Genomic DNA, 14,432 nt, shown 5'->3' on the forward strand with positions numbered 1-14,432 from the left:
GCATGGGCGGGTCAACGGTCAAGATCCTCTGGGCCGTCGGGACGGCGCTGCTGCTTTACACGCTGGTATTACCGCTGCTCACCCCGGTGCAGGCGGCCCTGGCAGGGGTCGTGACGCTGCTGGTCGTGCTCTGGACCAACGAGGGGCTGCCGCTGGGGGTCGTTTCGCTCCTGCCCATCGTCCTCTTCCCGGCGCTGCACATTCTGCCGACCAAGGCAACGACGGTCAACTACGCCCATCCCATCATCTACCTCTTTCTCGGCGGCTTCATGCTGGCCATTGCCGTGGAGAAGATCGGGCTGCACATCTGGATCGCGCGGAAGATGCTGGGGATCTTCCCGGCGACGGGGCGGGGGATCATCATCTCACTGGCGGTGACGTCGGGATTGATGAGCTCGATCCTCTCCAACACGACGACGGCCCTGCTGCTGATGACGATTGCACTTTTCCTCTCCGACGACCCGCGCCTGAAGATGCGTTTTACGCTGGCCATCGCCTACGGGGCGAGCATCGGGGGAATCCTGACCCCCATCGGCACCCCGCCGAACCTGATTTTGCTGGGGGTCATGGAGGAGCACGGGATGGCGATGATCCCCTTCGTGCAGTGGATGTGGATGGTCGCCCCGCTGGCCCTCGTCATGGTCGGCGTTATCTCCGTAGTACTCGCCATAGGCATCAAAGACGTCCGCCTTGCACTTCCGGAGGAGGAGAAACCGCTCGATGCGGATCAGAAAAAACTCCTGGCCCTGCTGGGAGGGCTCGTGGTGCTGCTGCTCGTCAATGCCCCCATCCGTCCCTGGTGGGAGGGGCTCGGCATGAGCGAACCGGTGATCCTGCTCAGCGCCGGACTGCTGCTCTTTGCACCCCCGTTCAACCTTCTCATCTGGCAGGAGGACAAGGCGAAGATCCCCTACCGCATCATGTTCCTCTTCGGTGCGGGGTTCGCCATCGCCAAGGCCTTCTCCGAAACGGGGTTGGCGGGACAGGTCGCCGAATTCCTCGTGGATTACAGCTACCTGACACCGCTCTACCTGATGCTGATCGTCGCGGCGCTGATCACCTTCACGACGGAGATCACCTCCAACACGGCGCTCATCTCCATTATGCTGCCGGTAATCTACGCGGTGGCGCAGCAGACCGGGCTGGATGCGACGCTGTTTATGATGGTGGCGACGATCTGTTCGAGCTACGCGTTCATGCTCCCCATCGCTACCCCGCCCAACGCCATCGCGATGTCCAGCGGGGTGATCCCGATACGGACGATGGCGCTTTACGGGCTCCTTTTCAATCTTGTCGGCATTATTCTGATCGTGCTGATCGCCTACCTCTTCTGGCGCCCCGTCCTGGGCTGAGCACTCAGCGTTTAAAGGTGGCGAGTATGGGGTTATGGTCCGAGACCCGGCCCGTATCGACGGCTTCGGCGGTGAGCAGGGTGAGGCCGCGATAGTAGAGGTGGTCAAGGGGTTTGGAAAAGCGCTGCTTGATATGGTGCCCGTTGGCACAGGCGGCGGGGAGGAGGTCGATCGAGCGGGCAAAGCGTTCGAGGTACTCCATCCGCTTCCGGCTCCAGGTGTTGAAATCCCCCGTCACGATCATCGGCCCTTTGCGCTGCTGCAGGGCGATGCGGAGCCGGTCGATCTCCTCGATGAAGACGGCGGCGGAGACAAAGTTGATGGCGTGGAGGTTGACGGTGACCAGTTCGCTGCCGTCGTCGAAGGGGTGGGTCGTGATCAGCAGGCTTTTGCGGGTGGCGATGTGCATCTCCCGACGGTTCGTTTTCAGGCTGACCGTCTCGTGGATAGGGCTTTTGGCCGCGGTCAGGACGCCGTATTGGCGGTGGCGGAGATTGATGTTGATGGCGGCGGAGACGTTATAGCCCGGGAAGTGCTCCGCCGTATGGGTATCGAGGACCGCTTCTTGGAACAAAATCAGTTCGGGTGTCCCGGTCGCCAGCAGGGATTGCAGCGTTTTGTCGAAGGGGGGACGTCCCATCTCTTTGTGGATGTTCCATGTCAGCAGCGAAAAGGTGTCGGGCAGGGGAATCCCCGCCTCGTCCGATCGGTAGTGTCGCATAATTCAATCATAACCTACATAGGTTAAAATGGCATCAAAAAAAGAGCCCCTGCGGGGGGAATTCAAAGGAGAAAATCATGGTTGTCCATATTGTCATGTTTACATTCAAAGCGGAGAACAAAGCGGCGAACGTCGCCAAGGCCAAGGCGATGCTCGAGGCGCTCACGGAGAAGATCGATCCGCTGCTCAGCATGGAAGTCGGCGTAGACTTCAACGGCAGCGAACGGGCGATGGACCTGGTGCTGACAACGACCTTTGATACGAAAGAGGGGCTTGCGACCTATGCAACGCATCCGGCGCATCTGGAAGTGGTGGCATTCATCAAAGAAGTGACGGAGATGTCAAAGGTCGTTGATTACGTACGGTAAGGGGAAAGGGTGAGACGCGGGGCCGGAGCCCGGTCCGTGTCTCAGTTACACTCGTTGAGGGAAGGGTTCTGGAAGAGCTGGTTGATATTCTCTTCGACAAAGCGGTAATCGACACCGTCGATGTGCAGACCCGCCTTCTTGATCTCGATACATTTGACTTCCATGTTGTTCCACTGGCCGCCGAGGACGCCTTTCTGGCTGCTTTTGCCCGGGGGAACACGCTCGTAGTCGTCGGCCCAGAGCGTAACGCTCTGACCGGCTTCGGTGACGCCTTCAAGGTAGAAGGTGGCCATGTCGACCGGTTTGGCTGAGGTATTGACGAAATAGACGACCGGGTGGCTGTTCCCCTTCTCGTCGGTTTCGACATCCACATCATAGATGACGACCGGCATCTTCATCTTTTTCGCGCTTTCCATATCCACATGGCTCGGTACCAGTACATTTGTCAGCGTATTCAGCTTCGCACAGCCGGTCATAAGACCTGCGGCTGCGACAGACGACATAAGAAACGCAAATCCTCTTCGCATAAAGCTCTCCTCCTAAAAATATTAAAAATGATTATATCGGATGCGAGGCTTAAAGGACCATGAAGATATAACAATTTATAAAATTGGCTACCGGATGTGATAGATTTATGATGCCCGTTTACAGGGCTTTTGAGAGAAGAACGATCTTTTTACCATCGTGGGAAATACGTTTCATCCTGAGCCGCTGGGCTGCGATTTCAAAGCTTCTCGGCGTGAAAAAAACGAGATGCGTCGGGTCGCGGCGGTACCACCAGTTCTGGTAAAACGCTTCGCTGTTGTCATGGAACTGCGTCATCAGTGCCAGGGTGCCTCCCGGGGCGAGACGGGCCTTCAGTTCGCTGAGGGTCCGCAGCGGATCGGCGATGTGTTCGATCACCTCGGTGGAGGTGATCAGGTCAAAGCGTGCTTCCTCTGCGGGGGGCTCCGGCGCGAAATATTTGTCGTAGATTGTCACTTCGAACCCGCGGCGGCGCAGCAGCTCGGCGAGGACCGGCTCGGGGCCGGAGCCGAAATCGAGCACCTTTGTGACGGGACGCTCAAGCGTGGCGAGCGTATAATCGATGAAAGCTTCAAACATGGCGACGTACCCCTCGTTCTCGATGGAGTTGTTGTGTTCGCCGTACTTTTTGCGCTCCTGAGCTTCCGTTGGGTGGGCGGTGTCATCTTTGAAGATCAGTTCGCAGCGGGGGCAGTGGTAGGTAAGGCAACCCAGCTGCCGGTCACGGAAGGAGGGGGAGGGGGTCTGGCAGAGGGGACACTTTTTCATTGCCCCTCGATCTGCTCCGCTTTCTCTTCGATGGTGAGGAGCTCGTCGACTTTCATCTCGTACTCGGCTTCGAGGGCTTCGAGTTCCTTGGCCAGCACCGAGATTCCCTTTTCGGCGTAGCACCCGGGGTCGGCGAGGCAGGCGTTGAGATCCTCGATCTTCTGCTCCATGGCTTCGATCTCGGCAGGCAGCGATTCGAGGGCCATCTTCTCCTTGTAGGTGAGGCGCAGGGGCTTCTTTTTTTTCGGTTTCTCCTGTACGGCGGGTTTGGCGCTGACCGTTTCGGCCTCGCGCTCCATCGCCTCCATCTCGCGGAACTCCTTCTCGTTTTCAAGGTATTCGCTGTAGAGCTGGTAGCGCTCCTCGACCTCGCCGTCGCCTTTGAAAACAAAGAGCTTCTTGGCGATCTTGTCGACGAAGTAGCGGTCGTGGCTGACGAGGATGACCGCCCCGGGGAAGGCCTGGAGCTTCTCTTCGAGGATATTGATGGTGGGAATGTCGAGGTCGTTGGTCGGTTCGTCGAGGATAAGGCAGTCGACCTGCTTCGTAAAGAGCAGCGCCAGTGCCACACGGTTCTTCTCCCCGCCGCTGAGGATGCCGATCTTCTTGTCAAGGAACTCGCGGGGGAAGAGGAAGTTCTTGAGGTAGCCGTAGACGTGCATGTTCTTGCCCTGCACCTCGACCCGGTCGCCGCCGTGGGGACAGAAGGTCTCGATGAGGTTCTTGTCGTCGTCAAGCATTTCACGGTGCTGGTCGAAGTAACCGATGGAGAAATCTCCCTGCTTGATCTTGCCCGCCGTCGGTTTGAGGCGTCCCAGCAGCGCTTTGAGCAGGGTGGACTTTCCGCTGCCGTTGGGGCCGACGACGGCAATGACGTCCTTTTGGAGAATGCGTGTCGAGAAGTCTTTGATGAGCATCTTGGTGCCCAGGGTGATGTCGAGGTGCTCGATCTCGAAGAGCATCTTCTGTTTGTTGACGCTTTTGTCCCGGTTGAAATGCTTCGCTTCGCGGTCGAGCTCGACCCGCATCTTTCGGATCTGCGCGGGGTTCGTTTTCGCCTGCTCCCGCAGGTTCATCAGCCGCTCTTTGCGCCCCTCGTTGCGCTTGAGGCGGGCCCGTACCCCGCGTGAATACCACTCGTTCTCCGAGCGCAGCAGGCGCAGCAGGTTGTCGTGCTGCTTCTGCATCGTGCGCAGCAGCTCCTCTTTTTGGGTCAGGTAGCTGCTGTAACCCCCTTTGAACTCCCGCAGTCCCGCGTCCTCCACCTCGACGGTCTTCGTCGCGATCTGGTCGATGAAGTAGCGGTCGTGGGAGATGAAGACGAGGGTGAACTTCTCTTTGAGGATGAGCTCCTCAAGGAATTCGACCATGTAGACGTCGAGGTGGTTGGTCGGTTCGTCGAGCAGCAGGACGTCGGGTTTTTGCAGCAGCAGCGACGCCAGCGCGACGCGGCGCTGTTCGCCCCCGCTGAGCAGGTTGACGTTCTTGCTTTCGTAGTGCTTGAGCTGGAAGTGCTGCAGGACCCGCTCGATCTTGTCGTCGAGGTTCCAGGCGCTGTGGTGGTCGAGGTAGGCGGAGAGCTCCGTATGCTCCTTGATGAGCTGCGGATCGTCGAACTTTTCGGCCATCTCCACCGAGAGGGCGTCAAAACGCGCCAGCGCCTCCTTGAGCTCGACGAGGCCGTGCTCGATCGCCTCGCGCACGGTGTGCCCCTGTTCGAAGTGCGGCACCTGGGCGAGCATCTTCACCTGCAGGTTCTGGCGGATGATGCGCTCCCCCTCGTCATACTCCAGCGTGCCGCCGACGATCTTCATCAGGGTTGATTTGCCGCTCCCGTTCTTGCCGACGATAACGACACGCTCCCCCTCGTCGACGTGGAAATCGACGTTCTCGAGGATTTTTTGCGCTTCGTAGTTTTTATAGATGCCGTGCAGATCGATGAGGGCCATGGTGCTCTTTTTTCTGCGTATTTTACTATAACGGGTTGAAAGTGGGGTGACGCGGAAACGGCATCAGTAATGGTAGCGACAGGAGATGATGGTGAGGTGTTCGTCGTCAACGGCGTACACAAGCCTGTTAGTGTCATCGATTCTGCGAGAATAAAAGCCCGAGAGGTTTTCTTTAAGAGCTTCGGGTTTTCCGATGCCGTTGAAGGGGTCGCGCAGCGTATCTTCGATGAGCCTGTTAATCCGTTTGAGTGTTTTTTTATCCTGTGTTTGCCAGTATACATAGCTTGCCCACGCGGCATCGGTCCAGGCTAGCATGCGTTTAGACATCGATCAGGTCTTTTTCGGACGTTTTTCCTTTTTGGTACTGGGTGATGGATTCGGCCAAGTGCGCTGCATTCGCCGGTGATTTGAGTAGATACACTGTTTCCATTAGGCTTTCGAAGTAGTCTTTGGACATTATGACTGCGTCTTCCGCATCACGGCGGGTGACAACGGTATAATCGGCATCTTTGCTCACGTTATCGAGAACGGTCTTGAGGTGATTGCGTACTTCACTGTAGCTCATGATGGTCATCATTGGCCTCCCTGTTCAATTTATTGTACAAGTATAGCATATTTCATGCCAGTCTATAGTGTTAGAGTTGAGAAAGCCCATGATTCAGATAGTATTCTATTTAGTAAAGCGCATTAATACTCTAAAAAAAATTTAGAATATTTTCCTACCTACTTAGAACTGAGGTGACCAATTTCGGATAATCTCCTCACCCCTATTAATCATACAAGAGATACTTTTATGCCCATCTTTTTGATTTACCATTCGCTCGGGAGAGTCTAAATTTGATCTATATTCTCGTAATTTTCGAATGAGTTTATCGCCAATGACAGTACCGAAGAGTGTTAAAATAGTTGATTCAAGAGGGTCCTCATCATTTTGTAAGAAGATTAAAGATTTGGCAAATGTTCTTAATTTGTAATCCAAAGAGCAAAGAATCCATTTTTGATTTTTTTCATCCTGATCTTTTATTTTTGTAACCCACTCTTCGATAAGAAACAAGTCCCAAGTGGCATTTTTGATTCCTTTTAAAGCTAATTCCCGATTTGAGGATCGTAAGTTTTTTAGCAGTCCTTTACGATTATTATTAGGCGCAAGATAGTGTGCTGCAAGGATGATTGGCGTTGCAGGCATCATGTAATCTTTATACATCCATTCTAATAGATCAGACATACGTTTGTAACTATTCCCACCTTGAAGTTCAATATGTGCTAGCTTCAACACAAGAACATATAAACGGCGCCAGCGTCGTAGAGGCATTTCGAAGTTGACATCTGTCAAATGACTCTGATCGGAATCATTCGATATAACGGTAGTAAGCTCATCAACTTCTTTAAGCGCAATAGCGGCCCAATATTTTGGATGGAGATTATCTAACTTTCGAAATTGATGTAATTCTTGATTGGCTTTTTTATTGCCATGTGCCATCGCAGCTTCATAAAGTGCTATATTGGGTTCTATAGTGATTTCAGCCAATTGTAAAAAAGCAAGTATGCCGGCAGCAAGTCTGTCATTTTCGTTCTTGACACTTTTTCCATTGTACAATGAAAGTAAGCGTGTTATGACATTGCGGTCAAGAAGCACGTAAAAATCAGTATTTAAAATATCCCTACTTTTTAGGTAAAAAGAGGTATCAAAAATCTCTCTTTTATCGACATATTCAAAACTTGAGATGAATAGTTTGTCTGAGTGTATTAATTGAGATAAGCAGTTGATTTTTTGTTTTTCGATTGGATATGTTCTAATAATCAATTGTTTCATGATCAATACAATGTTCTGATAAGTGTCATTTAATTTAGATTAATCCACAAAGTTTATAGAATATTTCATTGATTTTTCGGCAGGGGGAATCTTAAGTTCAGAACTACATATGTTGTGTTTAGGTAAAAGTTTATAATTTAACTCCTATTGGTTCACCAACGGAGGGACCTGCACTATTCCGAGATATACGAAGCGGCGCAAAAGTTACTCCGAAATAAAGGAAGAGAGTTTGCCCCCGATCAGAGGCACTGGTCGACGACGTTCTCCTGTGTCTGGTAGAGAAAGATCTCGACACGGCGGTTTTGCGCCATATTGGCTTCGCTGTTGTTGGGGACCAGCGGTTTGTCGAAGGAGCAGCCGCGGGCATAGACGGCGTTGGAGAGCCCCTGGTTGACCATGGCCGTGGCGACGGTGCGTGCACGGCGTTCGGAGAGCTGCAGGTTGTAGTCATAAGAACCGCGCGGGTCGGTATGGCCGACGACCTGCACGATGGAGCTGGGGTATTTTTTCAGCGCCGTCGTCAGCTGGTCGATCTTTGAAAGGGCCATCGGCGTCGGGTTGTCAGAGTTTGTCGGGAACATCATAGCGCTCTTGAAGGTGACTTTGACATATTTGTCATGCTGCGTGACGATGATATTATCCGCACCGACGTCGCTCTGGCTGACGGTGGTGTTGAGGGATTTGGCAACGTCTTTGGCCTGCTGGTCCATCGCGTAGCCGATCCCGCCGCCGGCCGCGGCGCCGACTGCGGCACCGATGAGGGCGCCCTGGCCTTTGTTCTTGCCGCCGAGCAGCAGACCACCGACCGCACCGACCGCCGCACCGATGAGGGCGCCTTTTTTCGTCTTGTCGTATTCGTCCGTCTGCGAGCCGTCTGCATTGGGCTGGGTACTTGCACAACCGCCGATCAGTGCGGCAGCGAGGACGAGTGAAAGTGTTTTGGTTTGAAAGGTCATTGCTTATACTCCTAAACTTGATGGCTTATTGTATCAAGAAAATGTCTCTTTTTCGTGATATTAGCCGACGGGGGTGTCTGTCTGCAGGTAGTCGCTGTGTACCCACCCCTCGCGACAGATGCGGACTTTCTGCCACACGCCGTTGCGTTCGACCAGTTCGACCCGGGTCCCTTTTTCGACCGGATCGCCCGCGAGCGGCGCGCTCCCCGAGGGCTGGGAGCGGACATTGAGGAGGCTGGCCGTAACCGTCGCGTTTGCCGCTGCGTTCCCCTGATCTTCCGTCGTTTCCGCATCGGCGTGGCGCCCCGTCAGGATCCTGTCGCGCAGACGCTCCAGGGGAAAGGCCGGGCCGGGGTCGATCTTGCGGCCGGGGGCGATCTCCTCGTGGCCGACGATCGTACGGATGCCGTAGCTGCTTTTGAGGACCCGGCACACTTCGAAACAGGCCTCGATCTGCTCGGCCGTATAAGTGTGCCAGTAGGAGGGTGACGTTTGATTCCGGTGAATGGCCTGGATGACCTCGGCTTCTTCGTAGCGTCTGCCGAACCAGGCGAGGTAGCCGCCGCCGGAAGGTGTGAGCTCGCCGGCGTTGACGAGCTCGATGCCGATGGCATAGCGGTTGAGGCTGCTGCGATCCTGCCAGCGGCTCGTGCCCGCATGCCAGGCGATACGGTCGAAACCGACCATCTGGACAACAGTGCCGTCGCGGTCGATGATGAGGTGGGCCGAGGCTTCGACGTCGGGGTTCTTGAAGGTATTGACGGCGGAGGCGAGGGTAGGGCCGGCGGTAAAGTGAATGACGACGGTGTCGGGCTGACCCGCTTCGTAAGGGCCGCTGTCTTTGTGTTCGCAGGGGTCGAAAACGACCTCCCGTCCGAAGAGGTCGCCGGTGAGTCTGTTGGTCGTTATAGAGAGTGCCATGATTTATCCTATGGTTTTGGATGAGGTGTCAGCTGCGTCACGACGCGCTTTTGCGCCGTTACCGGGCTGGGGTGGCCTTGTGGTGTCCGCTTTTTCTTTCTCCTGCAGGGAGCGGAAGAGGTAGCCGGCGATGGCACCGAGGACACCGATTGCGGCCGTGAGCTGTTCATTGGTCTCGACGACGAGGACGAGAATGATCGTACCGAAGATGATAATGTTCAGCCCGGCCAGATGGATGATGTCACTTGTATCATACTCCTTGTGACGCAGAAACATGAACGAGACGGTGAACATGACAACGGAGAGAAGCGAGAGCGCAAGGACGTAGTAGCGTTCGTTCTCCATTTTGAGGATGATCAGGTCCGCCTGGGTTTTGAGGTATTCGTTATCGTTCATTGCAGACTGGTTCGGCAGGCTCTGTTCAACCGGCTGGGGCGAGTAGGAGGGGAAACTGTCCTCGCAGAGGGCATGATTCGCTAAGCCCACCAATAGTAAGAGGGCGAAAAAGATGCGTCTCACTGTTCTCTCCTTTCCCAGTAGCGGATAATACCGTCGTAGTAATCGGCTTCGTCGTAGCGTCGTTCCTGGAGGGCCTGAGCCCGCAGTGACCGCATCCGCGTGATCCATGCCTGTTGGGTTGCAGGATCTTGCCGGTTGAGTCTGACGATCGCGTCGATCTGCTGCTGGGTCAATCCGTCACTGCGCTGAGGGGCTGCAAACTGCTGCACGTTCGTACTGCCGGGGGCATTGAGGGGGACGTCGTACTTGTTCAGGGCGGCACACCAGAGGAGGTCCGCGGGAAGTATAACCGCCGTCAGGATGAGAAAGAGTGCTTTCATACTGTCTCCTTCGGATAGGGAGTGTTTCGCGCTATCAAAAAATAAAGAGAAACAGTTTATATTACAACAGAACAGATAAATCTAAAAAATGGACGGCGTGTGGAAGGATAAAGCAGCGAAGTCGCAGTTGAAACGGGTTAACGGTCTTGAAAGGGAAGGATACGTCAGAGATCGCAGAGCATACGCCGGACGACGAACCACTGCGCGATGGCCTGGTCCGTGTACTGGTACTCCTGCTGGTTGAGGGGAATGGAGATATTGCGGATCTTGGCGCGAAGAATGCCGAAGGCGACGAATCCGAAGAGCAGGGCGCCGATAGCATAGAACCAGTCATAAAAGAACCAGATCGCCAGGGCAAGAGCGTAGGTGCCGTAGGAGAAGAGCCATCCCAGCAGCCGCGCCGCCGTGCGGCAGAGCGGTCTGGACGGTTCGGGTGTCGGTTCGAGCAGCGGGATATCGGTTTTCATAGCATGATTATAGCAGTTGGCGGGTCTAAAACGGTATTGACGATAAAATAAATAAAAAAAAAGACTTAAAACGTCATGCTAATCTTGAAAGCAGGATAGATCGTCATAAATATTAAGTATGATTTTGACAAATAAATATTAAAAGGATAGATTATGATGGAACCGACACTCCAGGGCATTGGCGATTATAACGGGCTCAAAGGTGAAAAAAAACGGGTGGTAAGGGCTGTCCTGATTGCGGGGCTGTTGATCGGTGCCCTCTATGTCATTGTGGCCAACAGCTACGTCGGAGAGGTCCATGACAGACTGCCGGTCAAGGACGGGATTACTGCCGTTCCCTTCAACCGTTGAACTTCTTCACCCGTCGCTGACCCGTTTTAGGGTCGCGATGCTACAATTACCGACACATTTTCATAAGGTTTTTCCATGGTTACTGCATTGATGGTTATGATCAGCTTCTACTTTATTGCCAAACTCTATATCAGCGTCATGCAGGTCGGGTTTATCAACCGCGCCAAGCGGATGGCCCCGGTCCTGATGGGCAGTGCGGATTATCTCAAGGCCGGCAACTACGCCGTAGCCAAAGAGAAGCTGCAGATGACAGGAATGATGATCGAGTACATCATGTTCATTGTCTGGCTTGACGGCGGGATCCGCTGGCTGGAGTCGGTCATGGGCGGGATGGACGAGCCTTTCAAAAGCATCGTCATGGTCCTGGCTTTTTTGCTGATCAATACCCTGGTGGAACTGCCGCTGTCGCTTTATGAGAAGTTTGTCCTCGATGCGAAGTTCGGTTTCAACCGCACCAGCGTCGGTCTCTATGTTAAAGACACGCTGATCACGCTGCTGCTGGTGGCGCTGCTCGGCGGCGCGGTCATCTGGGGCGTGACGGCGATCATCGCATCGACGGCGCTGTGGTGGTTCTGGAGCTTCCTCTTCCTCTTCGCCGTCGTCGTCGCGCTCAATATGCTCTTTCCGACGCTGCGCGCGCTCTTCTTCGACAAGCTGACGCCGCTCGAGGATGCGGAACTGGCCGGGGAGATCGATACCCTGATGCAGAAGACGGGCTTTGTCAGCAGCGGGGTTTTCGTCAGTGATGCAAGCAAACGCGACACCCGCCTTAACGCTTACTTCGGCGGCCTGGGCAAGAGCAAGCGCGTCGTGCTCTACGACACGCTGCTCGAAAAGCTCGACGCGCGTGAACTCCTCGCGGTACTGGGGCACGAACTGGGCCATTTCGCCCACGGCGACCTCTACAAGAACATCGCTGTCGTCGGGGGAATGCTCTTCGGTATGCTCGCCCTTTTCGGCAACCTGCCCGCATCGCTTTTCGAGCAGCTCGGGGTCGGGAATACGCCGGCAGTGACGGTGATACTTTTCATGCTCTTTATGCCGCTGGTCAGTTTCTTTATCATGCCGCTGATGGGAGTGATCAGCCGCCGTAACGAGTATGAAGCGGACCGCAGCGGCGGGGAGCTTGTCGGCAAGCTCTACCTGGCCAACGCCCTGCGCAAGCTGGTGACGGAGAACCGCGCTTTCCCCCTTTCGCATCCGCTCTATATCTTCTTTTACTATACCCATCCGCCGGTGATCGAACGCCTTCGGGCCCTGGGCTTCGAGGAGCAGGGCAGCGGCAAAGGGGCGATGCGCTCCCATTGCGACGCGGACAGCGTCGAGCGTGAACTCGATGATGAAGGGGCGCGATACTGATGGAAGTACACGCACGGCCGCTGCGGGAGTGCCTGGATCGGATCGCCGCCGAGATCGCCGTGAGTGCCGAACGTCCGCGGCGGGAGGCGGAGCGGATGCTGATGGAGTATCTGGGGCGTGACGGCCTCTGGCTGATTACCCACCAGGATGCGCCGGTGGATTGCGACGAGCGTCTCTGGGGGTGGGTGAAACGGCGCAAGGCCCACGAACCCCTTGAATACATCTTCAACCGCGTCAGCTTCTATTCGCAACTCTTCTATATCGCCCCGGGGGCTCTGATCCCGCGGCCGGAGACGGAACTCCTGATCGATCATGTCCTTGAGGCGGTGGAGCGTGACAGCACGTTTACGCTCTGTGAGGTTGGCGTCGGAAGCGGCGCGGTCAGCGTGACCCTGGCGCTGCATCTGGAACAGGCCAGGATGATCGGGGTCGATATCAGCGCGGATGCCCTGGGGGTTGCGGCCAAGAACGTGACGGACTTCGGCCTCGACGAACGGATCGAGCTGCGGCAGAGCGACCTGCTCGCGAACGTTCCGGAGGAGATAGACGTCCTGGTCTCCAACCCGCCCTATGTCGCCGTAGATGCGGCACTGGAACGCAACCTCGATTATGAACCGGACCTGGCGCTCTTTGGCGGTGTCACGGGAATGGACATTATCGTCCGCCTCATCGATGCCGTTGCCACCCGGAAGATCCCGCTGTTCTGTTGCGAAATGGGCTACGATCAGCGCGAGGCGGTCTCGGCGATCGTGCCGGAGGGGTACGGCGTTGCATTTTACAAGGACCTTGCGGGACTTGACCGCGGGTTCATCATGACAAGAAAGGATGAAATATGAATACCAAACAGTGGAGCGTTACGCTCTATCTTCTCACTGTAGCCGCCACGCTGGGGGCGGTTTTGATTCTGGGCATCGTCGTCGCCCCCGTGATCTTCCACTCCGTCTCCATTCTGCCGACGGACCTTCTGAGCCGCTATGAAGAGGGGATGCTGATGGGCGAGATCTTCCGCCGATTCAGCTACTGGGCCTATGTGATGGCCGTGATCATGCTGGTGTTCGAAGGCAACGAGTACCGCCGCCAGCGCCGCGACAAGTGGGCCATCATGAGCGCGTTGCTCGGGGTCGCGACCCTGCTGATGTTCGCGGCGGTCTATGTCCCGATGATCCTGGCGATGCAGGCGGAGGGGGCGGATGCGACGGCGACCGAAGCCTTCGCGTCGCTGCACAGTGCCAGTGAATTCGATTTCAAACTGCTGGCTGTCGCACTGATCGTACTGTTTGTGCGGCGGATGCAGCTGATGTTTCTGCCGTCTGCCGGCAAGGTTTAAGGTAGAGGAACGCCGCTCCGCTAAGAGCGGTTGATACTATATTTCCCGGGCCCGGAAAAGAAGAGGGCCAGCGCCGCAAAAAGATAGAGCAGTGCCATCTCGCTGACCGGACCGCCGGTCTTGGTAAGCTGCAGCGGGAAGAGCCCGCCGAGCAGGGCAACGGCCAGCATCATATTCACGGCCATCAACGCCGCACCGATCCGCGCATAGAATCCCAGAATGATCATGACAGGGGCGATCACCTCGCCGACAAAAACGCCGTAACCGAACCAGCCCGGCAGCCCGTGTGCGTGCAGCATGCCCTGGATAGGAGCGATCCCGTGCAGCAGTTTGTGGACACCGTGAAAGAGCATCAGGGTGCCGATAGAGAGGCGCAGCAGCAGCCGTGCGAGGTCGTCGTTTCTGAACATGGGGCTCCTTAGCGTCCGCCGAATTTCCGTTCCCACCACTCATGGGGCGTGAGGCAGGTCTCTTTGAGGTAGGGTTCATCCAGGCGGTATTCGTAATGTTTGATAAATTCGAGCAGTGTTTTGTAGGCGTCATTGATCCGGGCACTCATGCTGTTAGCGGTTTCGGGATCATCCGGGTGTTTGTCCGGGTGCCAGCGGTGCATCAGGTTCTTGTACCGGGTCTTGATTTCGGGGAGGGTCGCCTTGTCATGAAGGCCGAGCAGGGTCTTGGCCTTCAGCACGCTTTCATAGGGGGGCATCAGAGAA

At 55.5% G+C, this 14,432-nt stretch carries 20 protein-coding genes; 6 read left to right on the top strand and 14 right to left on the bottom strand.

Features of this window, described 5'->3' with window-relative positions:
- Window positions 1-2: 2 nt before the first annotated feature.
- Window positions 3-1,352, top strand: coding sequence for an SLC13 family permease (locus ACXWTF_RS04765; RefSeq protein WP_461713862.1), 1,350 nt, complete (start codon window positions 3-5; stop codon window positions 1,350-1,352).
- Window positions 1,353-1,356: 4 nt separating this feature from the next.
- On the opposite strand, the gene ACXWTF_RS04770 is transcribed toward ACXWTF_RS04765, so the two are convergent.
- On the bottom strand, window positions 1,357-2,073 hold the full coding sequence (locus ACXWTF_RS04770; RefSeq protein WP_461713863.1) for an endonuclease/exonuclease/phosphatase family protein: 717 nt from the start codon (window positions 2,071-2,073) through the stop codon (window positions 1,357-1,359).
- A gap of 77 nt (window positions 2,074-2,150) precedes the next feature.
- Between ACXWTF_RS04770 and ACXWTF_RS04775 the strand changes: the two genes are divergently transcribed.
- Entirely contained in the window at window positions 2,151-2,441 is a 291-nt protein-coding gene (locus ACXWTF_RS04775) for a Dabb family protein (protein ID WP_461713864.1), read from the top strand.
- A gap of 41 nt (window positions 2,442-2,482) precedes the next feature.
- Here ACXWTF_RS04775 and ACXWTF_RS04780 read toward each other — a convergent pair whose 3' ends face one another.
- The 11 genes from ACXWTF_RS04780 to ACXWTF_RS04830 form a co-directional block, all read right to left on the bottom strand.
- On the bottom strand, window positions 2,483-2,944 hold the full coding sequence (locus ACXWTF_RS04780; RefSeq protein ID WP_461713865.1) for a hypothetical protein: 462 nt from the start codon (window positions 2,942-2,944) through the stop codon (window positions 2,483-2,485).
- A 142-nt stretch (window positions 2,945-3,086) separates the two neighbouring features.
- Window positions 3,087-3,734 (bottom strand): class I SAM-dependent methyltransferase, encoded by a 648-nt coding sequence (locus ACXWTF_RS04785; protein ID WP_461713866.1) that lies wholly within the window; start codon window positions 3,732-3,734, stop codon window positions 3,087-3,089.
- Window positions 3,731-5,683: an ABC-F family ATP-binding cassette domain-containing protein gene (locus ACXWTF_RS04790; protein ID WP_461713867.1), complete on the bottom strand. Its 1,953-nt coding sequence runs from the start codon at window positions 5,681-5,683 to the stop codon at window positions 3,731-3,733. The genes ACXWTF_RS04785 and ACXWTF_RS04790 overlap by 4 nt, the downstream gene beginning before the upstream one ends.
- A 63-nt stretch (window positions 5,684-5,746) precedes the next feature.
- Window positions 5,747-6,010: a Txe/YoeB family addiction module toxin gene (locus tag ACXWTF_RS04795; protein ID WP_461713868.1), complete on the bottom strand. Its 264-nt coding sequence runs from the start codon at window positions 6,008-6,010 to the stop codon at window positions 5,747-5,749.
- Window positions 6,003-6,260, bottom strand: a complete 258-nt coding sequence (locus tag ACXWTF_RS04800) for a type II toxin-antitoxin system Phd/YefM family antitoxin (RefSeq protein WP_461713869.1) — start codon at window positions 6,258-6,260, stop codon at window positions 6,003-6,005. The genes ACXWTF_RS04795 and ACXWTF_RS04800 overlap by 8 nt, the downstream gene beginning before the upstream one ends.
- Window positions 6,261-6,410: 150 nt before the next feature.
- The gene (locus tag ACXWTF_RS04805; RefSeq protein ID WP_461713870.1) at window positions 6,411-7,496 is read right to left on the bottom strand and encodes a hypothetical protein; all 1,086 of its coding nucleotides are present in this window, start codon (window positions 7,494-7,496) and stop codon (window positions 6,411-6,413) included.
- Between the two features lie 239 nt (window positions 7,497-7,735).
- Window positions 7,736-8,452 (bottom strand): OmpA family protein, encoded by a 717-nt coding sequence (locus ACXWTF_RS04810; protein WP_461713871.1) that lies wholly within the window; start codon window positions 8,450-8,452, stop codon window positions 7,736-7,738.
- 60 nt (window positions 8,453-8,512) lie between these two features.
- Complete coding sequence (locus ACXWTF_RS04815; protein WP_461713872.1) at window positions 8,513-9,373, bottom strand: N-acetylmuramoyl-L-alanine amidase; 861 nt, start codon at window positions 9,371-9,373, stop codon at window positions 8,513-8,515.
- Between the two features lie 3 nt (window positions 9,374-9,376).
- Window positions 9,377-9,892 (bottom strand): hypothetical protein, encoded by a 516-nt coding sequence (locus ACXWTF_RS04820; protein ID WP_461713873.1) that lies wholly within the window; start codon window positions 9,890-9,892, stop codon window positions 9,377-9,379.
- The gene (locus ACXWTF_RS04825) at window positions 9,889-10,212 is read right to left on the bottom strand and encodes a hypothetical protein (RefSeq protein ID WP_461713874.1); all 324 of its coding nucleotides are present in this window, start codon (window positions 10,210-10,212) and stop codon (window positions 9,889-9,891) included. The genes ACXWTF_RS04820 and ACXWTF_RS04825 overlap by 4 nt, the downstream gene beginning before the upstream one ends.
- A 164-nt stretch (window positions 10,213-10,376) precedes the next feature.
- Window positions 10,377-10,679: a hypothetical protein gene (locus tag ACXWTF_RS04830; protein ID WP_461713875.1), complete on the bottom strand. Its 303-nt coding sequence runs from the start codon at window positions 10,677-10,679 to the stop codon at window positions 10,377-10,379.
- Window positions 10,680-10,832: 153 nt separating this feature from the next.
- On the opposite strand from ACXWTF_RS04830, the gene ACXWTF_RS04835 reads away from it, so the two are divergent.
- The 4 genes from ACXWTF_RS04835 to ACXWTF_RS04850 all read left to right on the top strand — a co-directional run bounded on the left by ACXWTF_RS04835 (window position 10,833) and on the right by ACXWTF_RS04850 (window position 13,716).
- A complete protein-coding gene (locus ACXWTF_RS04835; protein ID WP_461713876.1) occupies window positions 10,833-11,030 on the top strand; it encodes a hypothetical protein in 198 nt (65 codons plus the stop codon).
- Between the two features lie 75 nt (window positions 11,031-11,105).
- Complete coding sequence (locus ACXWTF_RS04840; protein WP_461713877.1) at window positions 11,106-12,389, top strand: M48 family metallopeptidase; 1,284 nt, start codon at window positions 11,106-11,108, stop codon at window positions 12,387-12,389.
- Entirely contained in the window at window positions 12,389-13,225 is an 837-nt protein-coding gene (gene prmC, locus ACXWTF_RS04845; protein WP_461713878.1) for a peptide chain release factor N(5)-glutamine methyltransferase, read from the top strand. The genes ACXWTF_RS04840 and prmC overlap by 1 nt, the downstream gene beginning before the upstream one ends.
- Window positions 13,222-13,716 (top strand): DUF4149 domain-containing protein, encoded by a 495-nt coding sequence (locus tag ACXWTF_RS04850; protein WP_461713879.1) that lies wholly within the window; start codon window positions 13,222-13,224, stop codon window positions 13,714-13,716. Before prmC ends, ACXWTF_RS04850 begins: the two co-directional genes overlap by 4 nt.
- Window positions 13,717-13,736: 20 nt before the next feature.
- Here the strand turns inward: ACXWTF_RS04850 and ACXWTF_RS04855 are convergent, their stop codons facing one another.
- Together ACXWTF_RS04855 and ACXWTF_RS04860 are read right to left on the bottom strand one after the other, a co-directional pair.
- Entirely contained in the window at window positions 13,737-14,126 is a 390-nt protein-coding gene (locus ACXWTF_RS04855; protein ID WP_461713880.1) for a DoxX family protein, read from the bottom strand.
- An 8-nt stretch (window positions 14,127-14,134) separates the two neighbouring features.
- The gene (locus tag ACXWTF_RS04860; protein ID WP_461713881.1) at window positions 14,135-14,425 is read right to left on the bottom strand and encodes a J domain-containing protein; all 291 of its coding nucleotides are present in this window, start codon (window positions 14,423-14,425) and stop codon (window positions 14,135-14,137) included.
- Between the last annotated feature and the right edge of the window lie 7 nt (window positions 14,426-14,432).

Source organism: Thiomicrolovo sp. ZZH C-3 (assembly GCF_054862725.1).